The following is a 17326-nucleotide window of genomic DNA, read 5'->3' on the forward strand; positions in this document are numbered from 1 at the left end:
CCATGATCGAGATCCGCAACGTCACCCGCAGCTATGGAGCATTCAAGGCGCTGGACGATGCTTCGCTGACCATCAGGGAAGGCGAGTTCTTCTCGCTGCTCGGCCCGTCCGGCTGCGGCAAGACCACGCTGCTGCGCATGATCGCCGGCTTCGACAATCCGACCAGCGGTTCGATCGCGGTCGGCGGCCAGCCGATGGAAGGCATCCCGGCCAACCGCCGGCCGACCAACATGGTGTTCCAGAGCTACGCGATCTTCCCGCATCTCAATGTCGAGCAGAACGTCGCCTACGGGCTGAAGCGGCTGAGGCTGCAAGGCGGCGAGGAGAAGCGCCGCGTCGAGGAAGCGCTGGCGCAGGTGTCGCTGACCGGGCTCGGCAAGCGGCTTGCCACCGAACTCTCCGGCGGCCAGCGGCAGCGCGTGGCGCTCGCCCGCGCGCTGGTGATGCGGCCCAAGGTGCTCTTGCTTGACGAGCCGCTGTCGGCGCTCGACAAGAAGCTGCGCGAGCAGATGCAGGTCGAACTGCGCCGCCTGCAGCAGGCGGTCGGCATCACCTTCGTGCTGGTCACCCACGACCAGTATGAGGCGCTCGCCATGTCCGACCGCATCGCCGTGATGTTCGGCGGCAGGATCGCGCAGGTCGCCTCGCCGAAGGAAATCTACCAGCGGCCGGTCAACCGCCAGGTCGCCGACTTCCTCGGCGGCATGAACTTCGTCAAGGCCGAGATCGTCGAGGAGAACGGTGCCTCGCTGGTCGTCGACACGCTGGGCTTCGGCCGCGTCAAGACCGACAAGCCGAAGGCTTTCGTGCGCAATGGCGGCGGCGCCACGCTGGGTATCAGGCCGGAGCGCCTGCGCGTGCTGTGGGACAACGCAACCGCGAAGTTCGAGGTCGCCGGCAAGGTGGTCGAGCGCCACTATTTCGGTGAGATCACCCATCTGATCGTCGAGATACCGGGCCTGGAAAAGCCGCTGTCGGTGACCGAGACCAACGATTTCGGTGCCGATGACATTCCGGTCGGCACCCCGATCCGCCTCGCCTACGACCCCGAGGCCCTGGTGGCGATGTCGGACTGAAGCGCGGCCGCGATCTTCGTGGCAGCGATGCGCCCCGCCACGATCGCGCCCTCGACATAGCCCGGAAATGACGGCGACAGTTCCGACGCGGCGAAATGCACCGGTGGTGCACCGGCAAGGATCGTTCGCTCGGCGTCCCTCGCCGTCACGTCGACGACGAGATCGCTATAGGCGCCGCCGCTCCAGCGGTCATGTGTCCAGTCTCGCCAACTGAAATCGATGACGGCGCCGGCATCCGGGCCGAGGGCTGCCTCCAGGCGGGCGGTGACTTCCGCGCGCAGCCTAGGCTCGCCAAGATCCCGCCAGCGCAGCGCCAGCGGGCCGCCAATGAACACGACGAGCGCGGCGTGGTCGACATCCTTGCTGGCGTCGCAGGCAAACAGTCCCGGCAGGTCGCGCCACATCACCATGCCGCACAAGTCGCGATCACGCCAGAACGGCCTGGCATAACGCACCAGGATCTTGATCACCGCGCCGCTTTCCCACACGCCAAGCGCCTTGTTGAGCACCGCCGGCAAGGCAGGCGCGAAATCGAGCTTCGCGGCCGTCGCCGGCGGCAGCGCGACCAGCACTTGTCGCGCCTCTATGGCGCCGCTGGCCGAGATGACACGAACCCCTTGCGGACCGTGCTCGACGCGCGTGACCGGTTCACCGAGCCGCACCTTGCCGCCTAGATCGCCCGCCAGATCGTCGGCCAGCGATTGCATGGTGTCGCGCAGGAAATACTGCAGCTCCGGCACCTCGTTGGTGATGCGCCGGTCATTGTCGATCAGATGCCAGAGCGGCACATGGTCTAGCGCCAGGCACCACAGGCCTTCGATCATCGAACGGAAGGCCACCCTGGCATCGGCCGGATCGTGCTGGCGGGCAAGCCAGTCGGCGACGGTCAGTCCGGCAATCGAGGCATCGTCGGGATCGATCCTGTTCATCCGCTCGCGGATCGCCATCGCACCATGGTAGGTTCGCTCGGCCTCTTCGATCGACATCGACGGATGGCTGATGAAATCGCCATTCACATAGGTTTCGACGAAGGCCTTGCCGCGCGCCGCGGCCAGCGTCGTCACTTCCGGCATGTCTTCGCAGAAAAACTGTCCGCCACTGTCGATCCGTTCGCCAAGCCCGTTGCGAGCAGCTTCGACCCTGCCGCCGACGCGGTCGCGTGCTTCCAGCAGCAGGAAATCGATGCCGGCCTTCTTCAGCTCGAGCGCTGCCGACAGGCCGGTGAAACCGGCGCCGACGATGATGACATCGGTGCTTTCCAATTCGCTCGTCAATAGCCGGCCTTGATCTTCTCGAACTCGGCGACCATGCGTTGCTTCAGTTCCGGCGCCACCGGCTGCTGGAACAGCGTCTTGTCGAGAAACTTGTCGAGATTGTCGAAGCCGCGGTCGGTCAGCACCCTGTGGTCGATCGCGGCCATGCCGGCGCCGTTGCCGTGGCCATAGCCGAAGGTCTTGACCAGATAGTCCGAAACAGCGGGAGCGTTGACCGCGTTCAGGAAGTCATAGGCCTCATCCAGCTTGCCCGGCGCATCCTTCATCACCACATAGCCGCACACCCAGGTGGAAATGCCTTCCTTGCTGTCGCGGTTCATGGCGATCGGCAGGCCCTGCCCCTTGAGCGTCACATAGGTCTCATTCCAGCCCCAGACGAGATCGACCTCATTGCCGATGAAGGCCTGGTTGAGATCGGTGTCGTCGGTCCAGTAGAAACGGATGTTCTTGTGCACATCGCGCAGGAAGGCCGACGCCTCCTGGAACTGCGCATCGGTCATCTTGGTCCAGTCCTTCAGCCCGATGACCAGGCTTGCCAGCGCATAGGCGTCGTCGACATTGTCACCGATGGTGACACGGCCCCTATATTTCGGGTCGGCGAATATCCTGAGCGACTGCGCCTCGTCGGCCGTTACCTTGTCGGTGCGGTAGAGCAACGACGTGTTGCCCCAGTCGAAGGGCATGAACCAGGCCTTGCCATCGGCGGTGACTGCAAGGTCCTTCATCGCCATGATGCCGGGATTGAGATCCTTCCAGCCCGCGATCCGGGAGGTGTCGAGCGGCTGCAGCATGCCGGCCTCGCGCCACTTGACCACGCTTTGCGAGCAGGGATGGGCGATGTCGGCCTTGAAGCCCGCCCGCATCTTCTCGAAGGCCTCGTCCTCGTCGCCGAAGAAAGCGAAGGTAGGCTCGGCGCCATATTTGGTCGTGTAGGCCGGGTGCAGCAACGGATCCTCATAGCCCGACCAGTCGAACACCACGAGATCGCCACCGCCTTCGGCGAGGGCATGGACCGCGCCGGTGCCCATGCAGACAGTGGCAAGGGCAAGGCGGCGTAGCACTGACGTCATGGCAAACTCCCCCATCGCGAAAAAAGCTGCTGCTGCGAGGTTAGGAGAATTCGGCTCTCTTGGCGAGCCCGTCCACCCGCCATCCCGGCGCGTGGACGGAGAGCCGAAACCGGCTCAGTAGCCGGCTTTGATCTTCTCGAACTCAGCGATCATCTTGAGCTTGAGATCCGAGGGAACCGGCGACTGGAACAGGGTCTTGTCGATGAATTTCTGCACGTCGTCATAGCCCTTTTCCTTCAGGATCGCCTGATCGACGCCCGCCATCCCCTTGGCGTTGGCCTGGCCGTAGCCCCAGTCCTTGACCAGCACCTTGGCTGTCTCAGGATCGTTGACGGCGTTCAGATAGTCATAGGCCTTGTCGATATTGCCGGGCGCATCCTTGAACAGCACATAGCCGCAGACCCAGGTCGAGATACCCTCACTGGTGTCCTTCTTCGACTTGATCGGCACGCCGGCCGCGACCGACTGCACCGTCGCATCGTTCCAGGCCCAGGCAAGGTCGACCTCGCCGCCGCTCAGCAGTTGAACGACGTCGGTGGTGTCGGTCCAGTAGGAGCGCACGTTCTTGTGCACCTGGCGCAGGAAGTCGGACGCCTGCTTGAACTGGTCGTCTGTCATCTTGGTCCAGTCCTTGACACCGATGGCAAGGCTCGCCAGCGCATAGGCATCGTCGACATTGTCACCGATCGACACCCGTCCCTTGAACTTCGGATCGGCAAACGCCTTCAGCGACTGGACGTCCTTCTCGTCGATCTTGGAGGAATTGTAGGTCAGCTGCGTGTTGCCCCAGTCCCAGGGCATGAACCACGCCTTGCCGTCATCGGTCGTGGCAAGGTTCTTCATCGCCATGATGCCGGGATTGAGGTCTTTCCAGCCGGTGATCTTCGACGTGTCGAGCGGCTGCAGCAGGCCGGCCTCACGCCATTTCGTCACGCTCTGAGAGCAGGGGTGGCCGAGGTCGGCCTTGAAGCCGGAGCGCACCTTCTCGAAGGCCTCATCCTCGTCGCCGAAGAAGGCGAAGGTCGGCGAATCGCCGTTCTTCTCGACATATTTCGGGTGGAAGCTGGGGTCTTCATAACCAGACCAGTCGAACACGACCAGATCCTTGTCGGCGGCGATCGCCAATGCGGCGGCCGAGGCCGCCAGCGTTCCCGCCAGCGCGAGCGTCAGTGTCAGGCGTCTCGTCAATGTCTTCATTGCTGTTCCATCCTCTGTGGTCTTCTTATGCTTTGGTCGCGCCTTTCAGCGGGTAGTGCTTCGGGAAAGCCGCCGACAGGAATTCGTTGGCCGCCAGCAGGGCGGTTTCGCGGGTAGTGTCCTCTGTTCCCATCATCAGCCGCAGCCACAGGCCTTCCAGCATGGCCGACAGCGCCAGCGCCATGGCCTGCGGTTCATAGGCATAGGAGCCGCTGTGCTTGAGCGTCGTGCAAAGGTCGATGAAGACCTGCTGGTAATAGTTGTCGCGCGAACTGCTCAGCGCCTGATAGGTCGGCCGCGACTTGGCCTCGCCCCAAAAGGCCAGCCAGGCTGCGAGCTTGCGCTTGTTGCAGATCGAGCGGTCGAAATCGGCCCACACCAGCTGCTGCAGCTGCCGCGCCGGATCGTCGCCTGCCTTCTGCAGGGAGGCGCGCCAATGCGCCGAATACTCGTCATACATATGCTGCAGCGTCGCGATCAGCAGCTTTTCCTTGCTCTCGAAATGGAAGTTGACGATGCCTCGCGAGAGGCCCGCGCCATCGGCGACATCGGCCATCGTCGTCTCGGCGTAGCCGCGCTTGGCCAGCGAATCGATCGTCGCCTCGATCAGCTGCAGCCGCCGGACCTCTTTCGAGGCCTTGCGGCCGCGCTTTTCGGCATCGCCTTTACGCGCCGTTTCGGAGAGAGCGTCGCTCGCCTCTGCAGTCTTCATGGGTGTGACGGTCTCCAGCATTGCCGGCTATCCAGCCGGCTTCCAACCGCGCAGATGAGTGGGACGGTGCTCGCCACTGTCAAGCACCTTCTGCATGGCTTCCCAGGTCGCGATGTTCTTGTCGACATAGGCCGCGCCGACCACGGCTGCGACTGGCGCATAGAGTGGTCCTTTCAGCCTTTCCAGCTCGCCCCGCGCCACCTCGCGATACCAGGGATTGCGGTCCCTGATGGTGACATCGGCAAAGCCTGCACGGCGCATCGCCTGTGCATAGCGCGCCGGCGATGCCATGGCGAAGGACAGGCCCTCGGTGGCGACATACGCCTTCATCTCGGGTGACGGTTCGCCGTCATGCCCAATCATCCAGTTGGAGGCCGCGAAGACACCGCCGGGCTTCAGCACGCGGAATATCTCGGCGAACAGCGCGTCCTTGTCCGGCACATGCAGCAGCGCGTCCTTGGAAAAAACGACATCGAAGGAGCGATCGGCGAAAGGCAGCGGTCCCGGTGGCGCCTGGATGAAGCTGGCGCGCTCCGTGAGCCCGCGCGCGGCGGCTCGCCGTCGGGCCGCCTCGATCACCGGCTGTTCGACATCGAAACCGGTGGCATGGACGGCGCCTTGGCGCTCGACCAGATGCAGCGTGATGCCGCCCGAGCCGCAGCCGATATCGAGGATCGTCCTGCCCTCAAGCGAAAGACCTTGGACCACCCGGTCGACCTCCTCGGGTCCACCTGGCGACAGGTAGCCATCGCCCCACAGCGCCTCGAGGAAGCGGATGGCGGTGTCGTCATACTCCGGCTCGGCATCTGCCGTTTCGATCATTCGATCCCCAATCGATGAATGCCCGTTTCGAACGTCGGCAAAGCGTAGCGCATGCGAAGGAAAACGCAACATCATTTGTTGAACATTCATTCAGTATGGCTGGACAGAATGGCGGATGCCATGCCAAATTCCGCGCAATCGGGAACAGATCACGCAAAAATGAACAGCGGGTCGCACGTGAGAATTGGGCCAAAATGAAAGCTTGGGATGCGATCATCATCGGCGGCGGACACAACGGGCTGGTCAACGCCTGCTATCTGCAGCGCGCCGGGCTCGACGTGTTGTTGGTCGAGAAGAACGACTGGGTCGGCGGCGCCGCCACCAGCCGCGAGTTGACCCCGGGCTTCCTCTATTCCAACTGCTCCTATGTCTGCTCGCTGTTCCGTCCCGAGATCATGCGGGACCTGGAACTGCCGCGCTTCGGCCTGCAGGTCATCTCCTACGAAGGTGGCGCGGTGTTCACCCGTGACGGCGACTATCTCGCCAACTACCGCGACCACGATGCCCATCGGCGCGAATTCGCCCGCTTCTCCAAACGCGACGCCGAGGCCTATGACCGCTACGCCCGCGATGTGACGCGGCAGTGCCGCTTCATCCAGCCGCTGTTGATGCGCACCGCGCCCGACCCGACCAGCCTCAAGCCGCGCGACCTCGGCGAGCTGCTCTATCTCGGCAAGAAATTCGCCGGTCTGTCGGCGGAAGAAATGGCGCTGACGCTGCGGTTCTGGACCATGTCGATCTCGGAATTCCTGGACGAATATTTCGAGACCGATGTCATCAAGGCCAACTTCGCTTTGTCCGGCATCATCGGCACCGCGCTCGGGCCCATGTCGCCGGGTACGGCTTACGTGCTGCTGCACCACTATATGGGCGAGGTCGACGGCTCGGTCGGCGCCTGGGGCTATGCGCGCGGCGGCATGGGTGCGGTGACCAAGGCGCTGGCCGCTTCGTTCAGGGCCTCGGGCGGCACCATCCGCACCGGCGCCGAGGTCGACCACGTGCTGGTGAACCGAGGCAAGGCCAAGGGCGTGGTACTGGCCGGAGGCGAGGAGATTTACGGCAAGCTCGTCGTCTCCAACGCCGATGTGAAGCGCACTTTCCTCAAGCTGGTCGAGGAAAAGGAGCTGCCCGACATTTTCCTGCGCCGGGTGAAGAACTTCAAGATCCGCGGCTCCTCCGGCAAGGTCAACATCGCGCTCGATTCGCTGCCGGAATTCCCGGCTTTGCCGAAAGATTCGCCGGTCTATCGCGGCGACATGCATTTCACCGATTCGATGGAGCGTATGGAGCGCGCCTATGACGATTGGAAGGCCGGTCGCTGGTCGGCCGACCCGTTCCTCGACATGGTGATCCCGACAACGCTTGACCCGACCATGGCTCCCCCTGGCAAGCACTTCATGAGCTGTTTCGTGCAGTATGCGCCGCCGAAGGTGAATGGCCGCGACTGGACCGACGCCGATCGCGACGGCTTCGCCGAAAGCGTGATCGCCCAGATCGCCGAGTACTCGCCGGGTTTCCGCGACCGCATCGTCCACATGGAGGTGCGCACGCCGCGTGAGATCGAGGCCGAGGTCGGCCTCACCGAAGGCAACATTTTCCAGGGCGAACTGACCTTCGACCAGCTTCTGTTCAACCGCCCGGTGCCCGGCTACGCGCAATACCGTTCGCCGCTCGGTGGCCTCTACATGTGCGGCTCCTCCACCCATCCGGGCGGCGGCGTGATGGGTGCGCCCGGCCGCAACGCGGCGGCGGAAATCCTGCGCGATCTCGCCAAATCGACCTTGCATATGAGCCCGGCCCATGACGTCATTTGATGCAATCGTCATCGGCGGCGGCCACAACGGCCTCGTCGCCGCCGCCACGCTGGCGAAGGCCGGCCGCAACGTGCTGGTGCTGGAAGCCGGAGCCGAGATCGGCGGCGCCGCGCGCACCGAGGAATTCGCGCCCGGCTTTCGCGTCTCGTCAGTCGCTCATCTGCTTAACCGGCTGCATCCCGACGTGATAACAACGCTGGAGCTGGAGAAGCACGGGCTAAGAATCCTGCGCGCCGACTTCATGCCCTCGGTTGCTCTGTCCAGGGATGGCCCGCCACTTGTCCTGCATGGCGCCTATGGCGAGGTGCTGACCGGCGCCAGTTCCTCCGAGCAATCGGCCTGGAAGGAATTGCGCGCGCAGCTGCTGCGCTATGCCGGCATATTGAAACCGTTCCTCTCCCGCCGACCGCCCGATCTTGCCGGCATGTCGCTGCTGGAGACCGCTGCCCTCGGCCAGGCCGCGCTGGCGCTGAAGAAGCTCGGCAAGGAAGACATGCGTGATTTCCTGCGCGTGCTGTTGATGAACGTCGCCGACCTGCTTGACGAACAGCTTACCGATATCAAGCTGAAAGGCCTGCTTGCCTTCGACGCGACGCTCGGCAGCCATCTCGGTCCACGCTCGCCGACTTCGCTGCTTGGGCTCTACTATCGCCTGGCCGGCGAGACCGGCGGGGCGGCCGGCGCGCAGATGCTGCCGCAAGGCGGCATGGGCGCGGTCGTCGCCGCCATCGGCGCTGCGGCGGAGAAGGCCGGCGTGACAATCCGCACATCGGTTCCGGTCGCAAAAATCATTGTCGAGAACGGCCGCGCCGTCGGTGTCGCGCTCGCCAATGGCGAAGAGCTGCGCGCCAGAACAATCGTCTCCGCCATCAACCCGGCGACCACCTTCCTCGATCTTGTCGGCCCGCGCCAGATCGACACCGGCTTCGTGCGCAAGGTGAAGAACATCCGCATGACGGGCGATGCGGCCAAGCTCAATCTGGCGCTCGACCGGCCGCCGCAATTCACCAGCGTCGATGCCGCCGGCCACAAGGGCCGCCTCGTCATCGCGCCCTCGCCCGATCATGTCGAGCGCGCCTTCAACCCGTCCAAATATGGCGCGTTCTCGCCCGAGCCGGTGATGGAGATCACGCTGCCCAGCCTCGCCGATCCGTCGCTCGCGCCGGATGGCGGCTGCGTGCTGTCGGCGGTGGTGCAATATGCGCCCTACGCGTTGAGGGAAGGCTGGGCTGCCGGCAAGCCGAACTTCCTTGAGGCTATCATGACGCAGCTCGATACCTATGCCCCTCGCATCGGCAAGAGCGTTGTCCATGCCGAGCTTCTGACACCGGCCGACATCGAGGCGCGTTACCGCATGCCGGGCGGCCACTGGCACCACGGCGAACTGCAGGCCGACCAGATGCTGATCTCGCGTCCCGTCTCCGGCTGGTCGGGCTACGACACCCCGGTCGACGGTCTGTTCCTGGCCGGCGCCGGCTCGCATCCTGGCGGCGGTGTCTCCGGGGCACCTGGGCTCAATGCCGCGCGGCGTATTATTGCGATGAGGGGGTGAGCATGATTTTTCTATTCACGGAAGTCCAGCCCTACGGCGAAGGATCGCCATCATGAACCATCAACCCACCATCACCCCATCCGCCGATCGCATCGCCGCGCAATCCCATTTCCGCACGCTGCGCCTCGGCACACCGTTCCAGCCGCGCCTCGACGCGCTGGCCAAGACCCAGGACTGGTACAATTGGGCAGGCTACCGCGCGCCGCATTCACTGTGGGACGAGGAGCTCGAATATTTCGCCATCCGCAGCCAGGCGGCGCTGTTCGACATTTCGCCGATGACCAAATACCGGATCGAAGGGCCGGACGCCGAAGCTTTCCTCAGCCGCGTCACCTTGCGCGACGTTACGAAACTCAAGCCCGGCCGCGTCCACTATACGGCGTGGTGCGACGACGCGGGTTTCGTCCTCGATGACGGCACGCTGTTCCGGCTTTCGCCGACACGCTTCCGGCTCTGTTCGCAGGAGCGGCATCTGCCCTGGCTTCTCGACAGCGCCATTGGCTTCAGCGTTACGGTCGAGGAAGAAACCGAGGCCGTCGCCGGCCTTGCGCTGCAAGGGCCGACCTCCTTCGCCGTCCTGCGCGATGCCGGGTTCGTCGGCGTCGAGAAACTGAAGGTCTTTGACCTCGCCGATTTTCCCCATGACGGCGGTACCGTCAGCATTTCGCGCACCGGCTTCACCGGCGATCTCGGCTACGAACTGTTCGTGCCGGCCGACAGAGCGCTGAGCCTCTGGGACCGGCTGATGGCGGCGGGCGAACCGCGCGGCATCCGCGCCATCGGCTACACCGCACTCAATCGTTCGCGGCTCGAGGCCGGGCTGATCGTCGCCAATGCGGACTTCACCACAGCCGAGCACGCCATTCGCGCCGACCGCTTGCGCATGCCGGACGAGATCGGGCTCGGCTTCATGATCGATCCAAAAAAGGGCCATTTCAACGGCCGCCGCGCCATTCTCGAGGCCCGCGCCAAACGCAAGCTCCGCCATGTGCTGGTCGGGCTGGAGATCGAAGGCAACGTCCCGGCCGAACACGCCATCGTCTACCACAAGAAAAGCCAGGAGGTCGGTCTGGTCAGCGCCGCCATGTGGTCGCCGATGGCCAAGCGCAACATCGCCGTCGCCTCGCTGGCGCGGCCCTACGGTGATACTGTCGTGGAGGACCTGTGGGTCGAGATCTACGCCATGCGCGAGCTGCAGTACCAAAAGCTGATGAAGCGGGCCAAGGTGGTGGCGCGGCCCTTCATAAAACTCGACCGCCGCACTGCCAATCCGCCGGCGGATTTCTGACCGTGGCCGACGAGACAGGCGAGCAAGAAGATGCGGAAGCCGCCGAGCAGTGGGAGCTGGTCAACACGCCGCTCGGCGAGAAATGGTCGGGCCGCACGCGCTATGCCGCCGCCATGTACTTCTACAAACGCGGCGAGATGAGCGCCGAGACGCTCGAAGTCTATCGCATCTGCGCAAGGCTCGATTCGGAAAACCCGCTGCCGATCATCAGGGATCGTGGCGTCGGCAAGGACTGGCTGAAGCGCATCGGCTTCGAATAGGTCGTTCAGCCTATCGTTTTTTCAAGCATGCTCAGCCAGTTGCGGTAAGCGATCTTCTCGATCAGCGCCCGCCCGAAGCCGCGCGCGGCCAGCGCATCGATCAGCTTCGGCAGGCCGGCCACATCTCCGATGACTGCCGGGATCATGGCGCCATCGAAATCCGAGCCGAGACCGACGCCATCCTCGCCCAAGGCCTGCAGCAGGGAATCGACATGGCGCACCATGATATCAAGGCTGGTGTCGGCATTCATGCGGCCGTCCTCGCGCAGGAATCCGGTGGCAAAGTTCAGCCCGACCATGCCACCGGACTCGCGGATCGCGCCGAGCTGCCAGTCGGTGAGGTTGCGCGAATGGCCGCAGATCGCATGCACGTTGGAGTGCGTGGCAACCAGCGGTGCATCACTAAGCCCAACCACGTCGCGAAAGCCTTTCTCGTTGAGATGCGAGAGGTCGATCATGATCTTCAGCTCGTTGCAGGCCTTGACCAGCGCCTTGCCGGCATCGGTCAGCCCGGGCCCGGTGTCGGGCGAAGAAGGAAAGCGGAATGGTACGCCATGGCCAAAGGCATTCGGCCGGCTCCAGACGATACCGAGCGAACGCAGGCCCGCGGCATGCAGCACGTCGAGCATGGTGAGTTCGGGATCGATCGCCTCGACGCCTTCGATGTGGAACACCGCCGCGATCGTCTCGCGCGCCATGGCGTCGCGGACATCGGCGGCGCTGCGGCAAACGGCAAGCGCTCCGGCCCGTTCCAGCCGAAACAGGATCGAGGCCATCGCGATCGTCGAGTTGAGCGCATCGGTGCGCGGGACTTCCGGAGGCAAAGGCTCGCTGTCGCTCGGTGCCGAGGGTACGGCGCTGCGCCTGGCTTTCTCGACCGGCGGCGGGAAGATGGCGAACATGCCGCCGGCAAAGCCGCCGGCCTTGGCGCGCGGCAGATCGATGTGGCCGCCCGATTTCCCCTCGCTAAACAGCTTTTCGACGTCCGTGTCCTTGGACTGATACAGCCTGAGCAGCGTGTCGTTATGGCCGTCGAAGACGGGGACGAGGTCGGATGCGGTCATTGGGGGATCATTCGGTTCGTTTGTCGGCGCGGGAGCGATTATCATACCCACTTAGGCACGATGTGCTACCCGCGCAAATTACAAAGCCGTGCCGGCGGCTGACCTTTTGTCCCCGCGCAGCTGATCACCCGCCTGTCCGATCCTATTGCTTCAGCACGTCGGCCCATTCCTTATGCCGGCGGAACTGGGCGTTGGCGAACGGACAAAGCGGAATGATCTTCTTGCCCGCCGCACGTGCGTCCTCGACGGCGCGGGTCACGAGCCGAAGCCCGGCACCCTGGCCGCGAAAGACGTCCGGCACTTCTGTGTGATCGATGATGATCTGGTGCTCGCCGATCTTGGTGAAGGTCATCTCGGCCTCGGCGCCACCGGGGCCGCGCAAGACATAGCGACCCTTGGAGCCGCGATCCTCCAGTTCGATCTCAGGCAGTTGGTCGGGCATCTCTAGACTCCTTGCGCGGCGCCGGCAAAAAACCGCCGGGCCGCCTCGATTTCGTTCGGCCGCACCTCGTGCCCGCCATCGTGCCACTCCACTGTGACATCGGCGCCGTCGGCACGCAAATAGGCTTCGAGCCGTGTTGTCAGGTTCGGCGGGCAGATCGGATCGCGCTTGCCGGCGGTCACCAAGATGTGACGGCCGGCGAGGCTGCCGTTGACCTGTGGTTCGAACGGGATCAGCGGATGCATCAGCACGGTGGCATCGAACTGCTCTGGTGCGGCAAACATCACCGAGGCCAGGATGTTGGCGCCGTTGGAATAGCCGAGGCCAAACACCGCCGATGGCTTCGCAGCCTCGACATGCGCCTTGACGAAGCCGGCCACCTTGTCCGTCGCCCGCGCCAAATCGTCCATGTCGTAGACGCCCTCTCCGGTACGGCGGAAGAAGCGCGTCGCGCCTTGTTCGGACACATCGCCACGCGGCGAGATGATGGTGGCCTGAGGCGCGAGATCGCGCCCCAGTGAGACAAGCTGGCTCTCGTCGCCTCCCGTGCCGTGGAAGACGAAGAGCAGCGGACCGCCGGGCGAGCCGGGCAGCACCTTGTGGATGTAGGCGTCCTTGCTCATGGCATCAGCCTTCCAGTTTCTGCAGATGCTGTTCCAGATAGGGTCTGAGGTGCTGGTGCTGCGCCGGCAGCTTCAGCGCCTCCCCGAGATGAGCGGTATCCTCATCCCTGTCGAAACCCGGTTCGTTGGTGGCGACTTCGAACAGCACACCGCCCGGTGTGCGGAAATAGATCGCCCAGAAATAGTCGCGGTCGATCACCGGCGTCACCCCATAGCCGGTGTCCATCAACGCTTTGCGCACTTCGAGCTGCTTGGCGCGGTTCTCGACGGCGAAGGCGACATGGTGGACGGAGCCGGCGCCAAGATCGGCGAAGGCCGCCGTCGGCAGCGATTCGATGTCGACGACATCGGCGCCGTTGCCGTTCTTCAGCGCCAGCCGGCTGATCGTGCCCGATTTCTCGACTTCCTCGTAGCCCATGAACTTCAAGAGCTCCTCGGTGGCGCCGCCATCCTTCAGCCTGAGCGCGACCGAGTGAAAGCCACGGATCGCCTCGTCGGCGGGAATGCCGCCCTTGGCCCAGGGCGCACGGCTGTCGGCCTTGTCCTCGACCAGCGCGAAACCGTCGCCGTCGGGGCCATCAAACCTGATCCGCTTCTCACCGAAGCTCTCCTCGCGCGAGACGTCGGTCACGCCTTCATCGGCAAAGCGCTTTTCCCAATAGGCGAGCGTGCCCTGCGGCACGGAATAAACCGTGGTGCCGACTTCGCCGACGCCGCGACGGCCCTTGCCGATGTTGGGAAACGGGAAATAAGTCATCACCGAACCGGGCGTGCCGACCTCGTCGCCATAATAGAGATGGTAGACGTCGGGCGCATCGAAATTGACGGTTTTCTTGACCCGGCGCAGGCCGAGCTTGTGGGTGAAGAAATCATTGTTCTGCCTTGCATCCCTGGCCATCGAGGTGACGTGGTGCAGGCCCCTGATCTGATCGAGCATTGTCTGCTCCTTCCCTTGGTATCAGTGCGGCCCTCGCCGCTGTCCACGCCAATATGAGGACACCACCGTTTGTGGCAAAGGCGGCAAACACAGAATGGACTGTGCTGCAAAAGTGAACAATCGAAAGATATTTGTTCACCAATCGACTCACAGAAGCGGTCTTGCGCCGCTACCGGAAATCGGTTCCATGAGCGGCGTTCGAACATGCAGCGAAAGGTATAACACGTGGCTGGAACAGGCAGGCGCCCCAACGTTCTCCTGATTACCTGCGACCAGTGGCGCGGCGATAGCCTCTCGGCCGCCGGCCATCCCGTGGTGAGGACGCCGAATGCCGATGCGCTGGCCGCCGAAGGCGTGCTGTTCAAGCGCCACTATGGCGGCGCCGCACCTTGCTCGCCGGCCCGCGCCTGCCTCTACACCGGCCTCTACCAGATGAACAATCGCGTCTGCCGCAACGGCACGCCGCTCGACGCTCGCCACGGCAACATTGCGCTGCATGCGCGCAGCCTGGGCTACGACCCGACGCTGTTCGGCTACACCGACGTCTCGCTCGATCCGCGCTTGCTGGCGCCAGGCGACCCAAGGCTGCAGAGCTACGAAGGCGTGCTGCCGGGTTTCACAGTGCGCCAGCTGCTGCCCGAGCATCAGAAGCAATGGCTCTCCTGGTTGAAGCAGCAGGGCATCGATGTCAGCGCCGGATCGCCCGGCATCCATCGTCCCCTGGAAGACCACGCCGACGCAGTGACGGAGGCGCCGCCAGCCTATTCGAAAGACCATACGCCGACGGCTTTCCTTACCGGTGAGTTCATCCGCTGGCTCGGCGAGCAGGAGCAGGCTGCGCCCTGGTTCGCGCATCTCTCCTTCATCAGCCCGCACCCACCCTTCATCGTGCCGGAGCCGTACAACACGCTATACGATCCAGCCGAAGGCCCGGCCTTTCACCGCGCGGAGAGCTGGCGGGCTGAAGCGCAGAGCCATCCCTATCTCGCCTATGATCTTGGCGGGCAGAAACGCGCGAGGTTCCGCCCCGGCGCTGTAGGCAAAGTGCACGACTGGAGCGAGGATGATTTCCGCCAGATCCGCGCGATCTACTACGGCATGATCGCGGAGATGGACGCGCAGCTCGGCCGCGTCTGGCAAGCAGTCAAGGCCGCGGGTGCGTGGAACGACACCGTCATCGTGCTGACCTCGGACCACGCCGAGATGATGGGCGACCATTTCATGCTGGGCAAGGGCGGCTACTTCGACGGCAGCTATCACATCCCGCTGATCATTCGCGATCCACGACATCGCAAGGCCGCCGGCAGTTCGGTCGATCGCTTCACCGAAGCGGTCGACATCTTGCCCACGCTCATGGATCTGCTTGGCGAAGCCCCTGAACCGCATCTCGACGGATGTTCGCTGAAACCATTCCTGAGCGGCGGAACGCCGGCTGTCTGGCGCGACGCCGCGCATTGGGAGTTCGATTTCCGCTCGATCGCGGACGGGGAAGCCGAGCGGCATTTCGGCATTGCCTCGCGCCAATGCAACCTGGCCGTCATCCGCACCAAAAAATTCAAATACGTGCATTTTGGCGGCGGCTTGCCACCCTTGCTCTTCAACGTCGAGGCAGACCCTGGCGAACTGACCAATCTCGCCACCAGCCCTGCACATCTGTCCACCCGTCTGGAATTCGCCGAGCGGCTTCTCGCCTGGCGTGCCGAACATCTCGACCAGTCGCTGGCGCTGGCGGAGCTGACGGACAATGGTGTGGTGGGGTATGTGAGTGAGGGCAATAAGGGAGTAGGGCAGTAAGGGCGACATGGCCGGCGCCGACTTGGCACCCTACCGCCCTACCGCCCTACCGCCCTACTGCCCTACCGCCCTACTGCCTATCGTACAACCATCCGCTGCTGGTCGCGCTTTTCGGCATAGCTGCCCTTGTCGTAGGCAGTTTGCGCCTCCAGCTGTTTCTTGGTGAACGTCGTGTAGAGGTACTTCTTGCCGTTCTTGTCGGTCATGAATTTCAAATTATCCATGCCGACAGCCACTTCCTTCGAGCCTATGCCAAGGAAGCCGCCGACGTCGACGATGACCGCGTCCGGTTTTTTGTCCGGGGTCAGCACCACATCGCCGATCTCACCGACCTTGGCGTCATCGGCGCCGTAGACGGTTGTGCCCTTAAGGTCGTCGACCCTGATCTCACCGATGGGCATGGGGGTCAGCGACGACTTGTCGATGGCTGCGGTCTGTGTCTGATCGGGAGCCGTAGCCGCGGGAGCCTCGGCGGTCTTGTCTGCGGGAGCGGCGGCAGGTGCGGTGGTGGCGGAGGGCGCCGTGGCCGGAGCGGTTGCAGCCGGCGCATTGGATGCCGTCGTCGCCGGCACAGGATCATAGGCCTTGCGGTTGAAATCCGGTTGCGCCTGCAGCTCTTCCTTGGTGGTCTGCGCGACCAGCCAGCGGTCACCGTTCTTCTCGGCCCACTTTGCCTTGCTGAAGTCATAGGTCACGTTCTTGGCCCCGAGGCCCAGGAACCCGCCTACCCCGATGACCAGGGACTCGGCCTTGCCTTCCTTGGACAGCACGATGTCATTGACCTCGCCGATGTTCTGGGCGTCATCTCCGGTGCCGTTGTAGACGGTCTCACCGATGATGTTGGTGGCAAGATTGCCATCGGCGCGCTTTACCGGCTCGGCCGGAGCGGCGGCAGGTGCCTGTGCCGTATCGGTTGCCGCGGGTGCTGCCGCGTTGGAAGCCGTAGGCGCTGGCGCGGGTTCATAAGGCTTGCTGTCGAACTCCGGATGGGCCTTCAACTCGTCCTTGGTTGTCTTGGCTATCAGCCAGCGGTCGCCATTCTTCTCGGCCCATTGCAGCTTGTCGTAGTCGAAGGCGACATTCTTCGTTCCGACACCGAGAAAGCCGCCGACGCCGATGACGACGGATTTCGTCATGCCATCCTTGTCGAAGACGACATCGGTGACCTTGCCGATATTTTCGGCGTCGTCACCTGGGCCGTTATAGACGGATTCGCCGATGATGTTGGTGACGATGCTACCTTCGGCGCGTATCGCCGAACCAGCGGCGGGCTGCTGGACGGAAGGTGTGGCCGGTCCCGGGCTTGCCTCGGTCTGCGCAAAGGCGCCGGTCGCGGCCATCGCTGCGAGTGCGGTCGAAGCTAAAAGGGTGCGGATCATGATCATCTCTCCTGCGTGCCTG

At 63.8% G+C, this 17326-nt stretch carries 16 protein-coding genes; 6 read left to right on the top strand and 10 right to left on the bottom strand.

Annotated features, from left to right (window positions below):
- Positions 1 to 2: 2 nt before the first annotated feature.
- Positions 3 to 1076, top strand: coding sequence for an ABC transporter ATP-binding protein (locus tag X741_RS159220; RefSeq protein ID WP_023776858.1), 1074 nt, complete (start codon positions 3 to 5; stop codon positions 1074 to 1076).
- Here the strand turns inward: X741_RS159220 and X741_RS159215 are convergent.
- From X741_RS159215 to X741_RS159195, 5 genes are all read right to left on the bottom strand, one after another.
- Entirely contained in the window at positions 1040 to 2350 is a 1311-nt protein-coding gene (locus X741_RS159215; protein ID WP_023776859.1) for a flavin monoamine oxidase family protein, read from the bottom strand. The genes X741_RS159220 and X741_RS159215 overlap by 37 nt on opposite strands.
- Positions 2347 to 3420, bottom strand: a complete 1074-nt coding sequence (locus X741_RS159210; protein WP_023776860.1) for an extracellular solute-binding protein — start codon at positions 3418 to 3420, stop codon at positions 2347 to 2349. The genes X741_RS159215 and X741_RS159210 overlap by 4 nt, the downstream gene beginning before the upstream one ends.
- 114 nt (positions 3421 to 3534) lie before the next feature.
- The gene (locus X741_RS159205) at positions 3535 to 4617 is read right to left on the bottom strand and encodes an ABC transporter substrate-binding protein (RefSeq protein WP_023776861.1); all 1083 of its coding nucleotides are present in this window, start codon (positions 4615 to 4617) and stop codon (positions 3535 to 3537) included.
- Positions 4618 to 4642: 25 nt separating this feature from the next.
- Positions 4643 to 5329: a transcriptional regulator BetI gene (gene betI, locus X741_RS159200; RefSeq protein WP_023776862.1), complete on the bottom strand. Its 687-nt coding sequence runs from the start codon at positions 5327 to 5329 to the stop codon at positions 4643 to 4645.
- Between the two features lie 27 nt (positions 5330 to 5356).
- On the bottom strand, positions 5357 to 6151 hold the full coding sequence (locus X741_RS159195) for a methyltransferase domain-containing protein (protein WP_023776863.1): 795 nt from the start codon (positions 6149 to 6151) through the stop codon (positions 5357 to 5359).
- 194 nt (positions 6152 to 6345) lie between these two features.
- Here X741_RS159195 and X741_RS159190 point away from each other — a divergent pair, with 194 nt between their 5' ends.
- From X741_RS159190 to X741_RS159175, 4 genes are read left to right on the top strand one after another with little or no spacing between them, the layout of a single operon-like run.
- Positions 6346 to 7965 carry an NAD(P)/FAD-dependent oxidoreductase gene (locus tag X741_RS159190; protein WP_023776864.1) on the top strand — a complete coding sequence of 540 codons (1620 nt, stop codon included), beginning with the start codon at positions 6346 to 6348 and terminating at the stop codon, positions 7963 to 7965.
- Complete coding sequence (locus X741_RS159185) at positions 7952 to 9517, top strand: NAD(P)/FAD-dependent oxidoreductase (RefSeq protein ID WP_023776865.1); 1566 nt, start codon at positions 7952 to 7954, stop codon at positions 9515 to 9517. The genes X741_RS159190 and X741_RS159185 overlap by 14 nt, the downstream gene beginning before the upstream one ends.
- A gap of 52 nt (positions 9518 to 9569) precedes the next feature.
- A complete protein-coding gene (locus tag X741_RS159180) occupies positions 9570 to 10805 on the top strand; it encodes an aminomethyltransferase family protein (protein ID WP_023776866.1) in 1236 nt (411 codons plus the stop codon).
- 2 nt (positions 10806 to 10807) lie between these two features.
- On the top strand, positions 10808 to 11065 hold the full coding sequence (locus X741_RS159175) for a hypothetical protein (protein ID WP_023776867.1): 258 nt from the start codon (positions 10808 to 10810) through the stop codon (positions 11063 to 11065).
- A 5-nt stretch (positions 11066 to 11070) separates the two neighbouring features.
- On the opposite strand, the gene X741_RS159170 is transcribed toward X741_RS159175, so the two are convergent.
- The 4 genes from X741_RS159170 to X741_RS159155 all read right to left on the bottom strand — a co-directional run bounded on the left by X741_RS159170 (position 11071) and on the right by X741_RS159155 (position 14131).
- Positions 11071 to 12129 carry a dipeptidase gene (locus X741_RS159170; protein ID WP_023776868.1) on the bottom strand — a complete coding sequence of 353 codons (1059 nt, stop codon included), beginning with the start codon at positions 12127 to 12129 and terminating at the stop codon, positions 11071 to 11073.
- Between the two features lie 142 nt (positions 12130 to 12271).
- Entirely contained in the window at positions 12272 to 12571 is a 300-nt protein-coding gene (locus X741_RS159165; RefSeq protein ID WP_013892679.1) for a GNAT family N-acetyltransferase, read from the bottom strand.
- 2 nt (positions 12572 to 12573) lie between these two features.
- Positions 12574 to 13194 (bottom strand): alpha/beta hydrolase, encoded by a 621-nt coding sequence (locus tag X741_RS159160; protein ID WP_023776869.1) that lies wholly within the window; start codon positions 13192 to 13194, stop codon positions 12574 to 12576.
- 4 nt (positions 13195 to 13198) lie between these two features.
- Positions 13199 to 14131, bottom strand: coding sequence for a VOC family protein (locus tag X741_RS159155; RefSeq protein WP_023776870.1), 933 nt, complete (start codon positions 14129 to 14131; stop codon positions 13199 to 13201).
- A 225-nt stretch (positions 14132 to 14356) separates the two neighbouring features.
- On the opposite strand from X741_RS159155, the gene X741_RS159150 reads away from it, so the two are divergent.
- Positions 14357 to 15925 (top strand): alkaline phosphatase family protein, encoded by a 1569-nt coding sequence (locus X741_RS159150; protein WP_023776871.1) that lies wholly within the window; start codon positions 14357 to 14359, stop codon positions 15923 to 15925.
- A gap of 77 nt (positions 15926 to 16002) precedes the next feature.
- Here the strand turns inward: X741_RS159150 and X741_RS159145 are convergent, their stop codons facing one another.
- A complete protein-coding gene (locus X741_RS159145; protein ID WP_023776872.1) occupies positions 16003 to 17304 on the bottom strand; it encodes a PRC-barrel domain-containing protein in 1302 nt (433 codons plus the stop codon).
- Positions 17305 to 17326 lie beyond the last annotated feature (22 nt).

The sequence above is a fragment of the Mesorhizobium sp. LNHC221B00 genome (assembly GCF_000502935.1).
Lineage (GTDB): Bacteria > Pseudomonadota > Alphaproteobacteria > Rhizobiales > Rhizobiaceae > Mesorhizobium > Mesorhizobium opportunistum.

Coding starts and splice junctions, on each gene's coding strand:
- X741_RS159220 (WP_023776858.1), top strand. CDS start 3: ATGATCGAGATCCGCAACGTCACCCGCAGCTATGGAGCATTCAAGGCG.
- X741_RS159210 (WP_023776860.1), bottom strand. CDS start 3,420: ATGACGTCAGTGCTACGCCGCCTTGCCCTTGCCACTGTCTGCATGGGC.
- X741_RS159205 (WP_023776861.1), bottom strand. CDS start 4,617: ATGAAGACATTGACGAGACGCCTGACACTGACGCTCGCGCTGGCGGGA.
- betI (WP_023776862.1), bottom strand. CDS start 5,329: ATGAAGACTGCAGAGGCGAGCGACGCTCTCTCCGAAACGGCGCGTAAA.
- X741_RS159195 (WP_023776863.1), bottom strand. CDS start 6,151: ATGATCGAAACGGCAGATGCCGAGCCGGAGTATGACGACACCGCCATC.
- X741_RS159190 (WP_023776864.1), top strand. CDS start 6,346: ATGAAAGCTTGGGATGCGATCATCATCGGCGGCGGACACAACGGGCTG.
- X741_RS159185 (WP_023776865.1), top strand. CDS start 7,952: ATGACGTCATTTGATGCAATCGTCATCGGCGGCGGCCACAACGGCCTC.
- X741_RS159180 (WP_023776866.1), top strand. CDS start 9,570: ATGAACCATCAACCCACCATCACCCCATCCGCCGATCGCATCGCCGCG.
- X741_RS159170 (WP_023776868.1), bottom strand. CDS start 12,129: ATGACCGCATCCGACCTCGTCCCCGTCTTCGACGGCCATAACGACACG.
- X741_RS159165 (WP_013892679.1), bottom strand. CDS start 12,571: ATGCCCGACCAACTGCCTGAGATCGAACTGGAGGATCGCGGCTCCAAG.
- X741_RS159160 (WP_023776869.1), bottom strand. CDS start 13,194: ATGAGCAAGGACGCCTACATCCACAAGGTGCTGCCCGGCTCGCCCGGC.
- X741_RS159155 (WP_023776870.1), bottom strand. CDS start 14,131: ATGCTCGATCAGATCAGGGGCCTGCACCACGTCACCTCGATGGCCAGG.
- X741_RS159145 (WP_023776872.1), bottom strand. CDS start 17,304: ATGATCCGCACCCTTTTAGCTTCGACCGCACTCGCAGCGATGGCCGCG.